This window comes from Kitasatospora sp. NPDC058243 (assembly GCF_042882025.1).
Classification (GTDB): Bacteria; Actinomycetota; Actinomycetes; order Streptomycetales; family Streptomycetaceae; genus Kitasatospora.
In genome coordinates this window covers 1-5,322 of the sequence record NZ_JBHVWW010000048.1, presented here as the reverse complement: position 1 = coordinate 5,322, position 5,322 = coordinate 1, and the positions used below count along the sequence as shown (strand labels likewise).

Sequence of the window (5,322 nt, the reverse complement as noted above, 5' to 3'; positions counted from 1 at the left end):
CCAGGAAAGAGCCCCACGTTGGGGTGTCGTGGTTTTAGGGGTGTGTTCCCCCCCTTTGTGAGCGGCCAGCGGCCGGGCCAACCCCGCCTGGGTGGGGGACACTACCCACGCAACTGGCTGGGGAGAGCCAAACGCCCAGCGGTCCGGAGGTCAACGGGCCCGCTTCCGCACTGGCAGATTCTCGCCAACTGACCGAGGGGGAAGGGAGGTTGGATACTGCCGGATGGTCAGTCGACCGCCCAGACCTGGAGGGGTGATCCGGTGTCGGGCTGCTGGGTGGTCCGGGCGCCGTCGGCGGTGGACGCGGTGGTGAGGAGCAGGCCGCTCTTCTGGGAGGTGATCCGGTAGCCGCCGGCGGCGGGGGTGAGCTGCCAGCGCTGGTTGCCGCCGCCGGTGCAGGCCCACTGGATCACCTTGGCGCCGGCGGAGGTGGAGCCGCCGTCGACGTCCATGCACAGGTGGGACTCGCCGTTGGCGATCTGGTAGCCGCCGTCCGCCTGCCGGGTGAGCACCCAGGTCTGGTTCGGGCCGCCGTTGGGGGCCCAGGTGACCAGTTGGGTGCCCTGGGCGGTGGAGTGGCCGGGGTCGTCGAGGGCCTTGCCGGCGGTGGTCAGGGTGTGGGTGCCGTCCAGCGGGGGGTTGGGCACGGTGCCGGTGGCGGTCAGGGTGAGGGTCTGCTCGCCGGGGCCGCGGGTGCCGCCGACGGGGTTGCCGGTGGTGTCGGCCCAACTGCGGGTGGGGGTGGTCTCGGTGGACCGGCTGTTGGTGGCGGAGAGGCCGAGGACGAGTCCGCTGTAGCGGTTGACCAGCTTGAACGCGCCGGTGGCGGTTCCCTCGGCGGACTTCCCGGGGATGACGAACCACTGCTGGCCGACGGTGGGCCCGCCCGGGCCGGCGGCGGTGGCGGTGGGGCGGGCGCCCCAGGCGCGGCCGGCGGTGGCGGTGGAGTCGACGCCGAGCAGGCGGCCGGTGGCGGCGTTGGCGATCCGGTAGGAGCCGTCGCCGTTGGTGGTGAAGCTCCAGGCCTCCAGGGCGGAGCCGGTGCCGGCGGCCAGCGAGGTGGTGGCGGGGCCGCCGGCGACCTGGGCGAGGACCCGGCCGTCGGCGTTGCCGATCCGGTAGGTCTTGCCGGGGTCGACGGGGGGAGCGGCGGGCGCGGTGCCGTCGATCGTCACGTCCACGTACTCGCCGGACGCGCCGTTGGAGCAGCCGAAGGCGCAGTACGAGCGGAAGGTCTTGCCGACGATCGTGGTGTTGGTGCGGTTCGCGCTGTCGAGGAACCAGCGGTACCAGGACGCGGTGTGGTAGCCGCCGGTGTCGCCGATCGGCACCCACTTCTGGCTGGCGAGGTCGGTGGTGGCGTAGTACTGCTGGGGCGCGGAGCCGCTCTGGTCGACGGCCTGCGGTTCGGCGATGTACAGCCCGAGGTAGGCGTTGTAGGTGATGTCCATGACGAACAGCGGTGAGGTGGGGGGCATCGTGCCGGCCGCGACCTGCTGGGCCACGGTGCCGGTGTTCGCCGGGTCGTACTCGTCGCCGACCGGGGTGTAGCCGGTGGGGTGGGCGGAGTCGGCGGGCACCAGGTTGCTCTCCTGGCCGCCGGTGCCGGGCTGCGACCACGCGCCGTCGTACCACTTCTGCCACGAGTCGGGTGCCATCTTGGCGGCGATCGGGGCCCGGGCGACGTGCTCGTGGAAGGCCTTCCAGCTACCGCCCTTGTCGACGATCCGCGAGCCGTAGTAGACGTAGAAGTAGCCCGAGGCGGTGTCGACGAACAGGCGTTGGTCGCCGTCACCGTAGTCGAAGGTCTGGTTCGGGAAGGCCGCGGTGTCGCCCCGCTGGGTGCTGTACGGCGAGGTGATGGCGTGGTCCTTGATGGTCCACGTCCGGCCCTGGTCGCTGGAGACGGCGTAGTCGATGGCGTCGAAGTGGAGGCCGTCGCCGAAGGGTTGCGGGGTGAACTCGTTGTGCACCAGCCCGTACCAGTCGCCGGTGTCCGGGTCGACCCAGATGCCGGAGAGGTCGCAGTAGTTCTTCTGGGCGTAGCCCGACCCGGCGGGCGCGGAGGTCGAGGTCAGGCCGGTGGGGCTGTTGTTGCAGCGCCAGGTGGTGTCGTTGTTGCGGTCCTGGGGGTTGGCGGGGTTGACGGCGTTGCTGAGCGCGCTGGACCGGGTGGCGGAGTCGAAGTCCTTGCCGGTGAAGAAGTCCCAGTACCGCGGGTCGTTCGCGCCGTAGAGCGCGGCGGACTGCTGGAAGTAGAAGGTGCCGTCCTTGTCGGTGTACGGGACGGCGGGGGTGTCGGTGGGGTGGGCGTAGCCGACCGGCTTGCCGACGCTCACGGTGTACGGGGCGGTTGACGGGCCGCCGGCCGGGGCGGCTGACGGTTCGGGGGCGGCCGACGCGGCCGGGGCGAGGCCCGCGCTCAGCGCCAGGAGCGCGGGGGCGAGGACGGCGGCGAGTGCTCTGCGGGGTGGGGCGGACACGAGGTCTCCTTCGGTGCTGCACCGTCGGGGCGGGGGTGGGCGGTGCTGCTCGGGCCCGCCGGTCGTCGTTGGGGGCGCGACCGCCGAGCCCGGCGATGGCATGCAGTATCCGGCCTTCTTGCGCGCAACTGTCAACACCTCTGAGCAACAAATTGCGCAGACGGGTTCCATGGCGTGCTTGAAGATGCTTGAATCTGGCCAGAAAGAAGCAGGTATCAGCAACAATCAAGTGGAGGTGGCCGATGGCGACCCATGTCGAGGCCGAGATCGCCAGCCAGCCGGACTGCTGGCGCCGCGCGGCGGAAGTCGCCGCGGCGGAGTGCACGGCGCTGCCGGAGGCCGGTGAACGGGTCGCGGTGATCGGCTGCGGGACGTCGCTGTTCATGGGCCAGGCGTACGCCGCCATGCGGGAGTCGAGCGGACAGGGCGTCACGGACGCCTTCGCCGCCTCCGAGTTCCCGGGCGTCCGCTCGTACGACCGCGTGATCGCGCTGACCCGCTCCGGCACCACGACCGAGGTCCTGGCCCTGCTGGAGCGGGTGCGCGGAAAGGTCCGCACCGCGGCCGTCACCGCCGACCCGCGGACTCCGGTGATGACCGCGGCCGACGACATCGCCGTGCTGGACTTCGCCGACGAGCGATCCGTGGTGCAGACCAGGTTCGCCACCACGGCGCTCACCCTGCTGCGGGCCCACCTGGGCCTGCACACCGAGGCGGTGGAGGCCGACGGCCGGGCGGCCCTGGCGGAGCCGCTGCCCGAAGGCCTGGTGGACTGCACCCAGTTCACCTTCCTCGGCACCGGCTGGACGGTCGGCCTGGCGAACGAGGCCGGCCTCAAACTGCGCGAGGCCGCGCTCGCCTGGAGCGAGGCGTACCCGGCGATGGAGTACCGGCACGGCCCGATCAGCATCGCCGCGCCGTCCACCGCCACCTGGATGCTGGGCGCCGCACCGGTGGGCCTGGCCGAGCAGGTCCGGGGCACCGGCGCCCGCTGGATCGAGGGCCGGCTCGACCCGCTCGCGGAACTGGTGCGCGTCCACCGGCTGGCCGCCGCGCTGGCCGCCGCGAAGGGCCTGGACCCGGACCGGCCGCGCAACCTGACCCGGTCCGTGGTGCTCGCCGGCTCATGACCGACCAGCCTCGGCTCATGACCGACCAGCCTCGGCCCACGACCGACCGACCTCGGTCCACGACCGGCCGGCGTCAGCCCGTGCCCGACCGGCGTCAGCCCATGACCGGGCAGCGCCTGGTCGTCGCCGTGGACGTCGGCGGCACCGGCATCAAGGCCGCCCTGCTGGACCGGGAGGCGGCCGTCCGGCACCAGGCGTGGCGCGCCACCGGGCGCGAACGGGGCCCGGAGGCCGTCGTGGCCACCGTCGTCGACCTGGTCGAGGACGTGCGGCGGGAGGCCGGGCGGCAGGGCACGGAGGTCGACGCCGTCGGCCTGGCCGTTCCCGGCATCGTCGACGAGGCCACGGGGACGGGCGTCTACTCCGCCACGATCGGTTGGCGGGACGTCCCGTTCCGGGAGCTCGTCGCCGAGCGCACCGGCCTGCCCGTGGCCGTCACCCACGACGTGCGCGCCGGCGGCGTGGCCGAGGCCCGGCTCGGAGCCGGGCGCGGCGAGGAGCGCTTCCTGTTCGTCCCGGTCGGCACGAGCATCGCCGCCGCCGTCATGACCGGCGGCCGCGCCCTGCCCGGCGCGCACCACCGGGCCGGGGAGATCGGCCACCTCGTGGTGCGCCCGGGCGGGGAACCGTGCGCCTGCGGGGCCCGGGGCTGCGCCGAGACCTACGCCTCGGCGGCCGCCGTGGCGCGGCGCTACACCGAGGCCACCGGCCGGCCGGCTCTCGCACCGGAGGTGGCGCGGCTGGCCGCCGAGGGGGACGGGGCGGCCGGCGCCGTCTGGCAGGAGGCGGTCGACGCCCTGGCCGACGCCCTGCTGACGGTCGCCCTGGTGCTGGACCCGCCGCTGGTCGTCCTGGGCGGGGGCCTCGCCCAGTCCGGCGACCTGCTGCTCGCCCCGCTGGCCGCCGCGCTGGCCGCCCGCGCCCGGATCCAGGTCGCGCCGCGCCTGGTGCCCGCCGCGCTCGGGGACCGGGCCGGCTGCCTGGGCGCCGGACTGCGCGCCCTGGACGCGGCGGCCGGCCGCGCGGCCCCGGAAGGGAGCCCGGCGCCGTGATCGTCACCGTGACCCCGAACCCCGCCCTGGACATCACCTACGGCGTGCCGGCGCTGCGCCCGCACACCAGCCACCGGGTGGCCTCCGTCCACGAACAGGCCGGCGGCAAGGGCGTGAACGTGGCCCGGGTGCTGCACGGCCTCGGTCGGCGCACCACCGCCGTCCTGCCGCTCGGCGGGTCCACCGGTGCGGTGCTGCGGGCCGACCTCGACCGGGCCGGCATCGCCTGCCTGGGCGTCCCGCTCGCCGCCGGCACGTCGACCCGGCGCACCGTCGCCGTGGTCGACGCCGTCGACGCCACCGTGCTGAACGAGCCCGGACCGGAGCTCTCCGCCGAGGACTGGACGGCCCTGCGCGCCGCCGTCCGCGGTCTGCTCCCCACCGCCCGGGCCCTGGTGCTGTCCGGGAGCCTGCCGCCGGGCCTGCCGGGCGACGCCTACGCGGACCTGGTCCGCCTCGCCCACGAGTACGGCGTGCCGGTCGTCCTGGACGCCGACGGCGCCGCGCTCACCGGGGCACTGGCGGCCGGGCCCACGGCCGTCAAGCCGAACGCGGTCGAACTGCGCCGCGCCACCGGCATCGCCGACCCGCTCCGTGTGGCACACGCCCTCGGCGACGCCGGCGCCCGGGCGGGGGTCGCCTCGCTCGGCCCCGACG

General features: G+C 74.7%; 4 protein-coding genes. 3 read left to right on the top strand and 1 reads right to left on the bottom strand.

Going from position 1 to position 5,322, the window contains the following annotated elements:
• Nucleotides 1–227 precede the first annotated feature (227 nt).
• Nucleotides 228–2,483, bottom strand: a complete 2,256-nt coding sequence (locus ACFVX9_RS26885) for an RICIN domain-containing protein (protein ID WP_387983892.1) — start codon at nucleotides 2,481–2,483, stop codon at nucleotides 228–230.
• 242 nt (nucleotides 2,484–2,725) lie between these two features.
• Here ACFVX9_RS26885 and ACFVX9_RS26880 point away from each other — a divergent pair, with 242 nt between their 5' ends.
• The 3 genes from ACFVX9_RS26880 to ACFVX9_RS26870 all read left to right on the top strand — a co-directional run.
• Nucleotides 2,726–3,613 (top strand): SIS domain-containing protein, encoded by an 888-nt coding sequence (locus ACFVX9_RS26880; protein ID WP_387983889.1) that lies wholly within the window; start codon nucleotides 2,726–2,728, stop codon nucleotides 3,611–3,613.
• 101 nt (nucleotides 3,614–3,714) lie between these two features.
• Nucleotides 3,715–4,665 carry an ROK family protein gene (locus tag ACFVX9_RS26875; protein WP_387983887.1) on the top strand — a complete coding sequence of 317 codons (951 nt, stop codon included), beginning with the start codon at nucleotides 3,715–3,717 and terminating at the stop codon, nucleotides 4,663–4,665.
• Nucleotides 4,662–5,322 (top strand): 1-phosphofructokinase family hexose kinase (locus ACFVX9_RS26870; protein WP_387983884.1); only part of this gene is annotated, 661 nt, incomplete at its 3' end. The genes ACFVX9_RS26875 and ACFVX9_RS26870, both read left to right, overlap by 4 nt.

What these genes read in the sequence shown, in the direction of transcription:
- ACFVX9_RS26880 (WP_387983889.1), top strand. Translation starts at nt 2,726, where the DNA reads ATGGCGACCCATGTCGAGGCCGAGATCGCCAGCCAGCCGGACTGCTGG.
- ACFVX9_RS26875 (WP_387983887.1), top strand. Translation starts at nt 3,715, where the DNA reads ATGACCGGGCAGCGCCTGGTCGTCGCCGTGGACGTCGGCGGCACCGGC.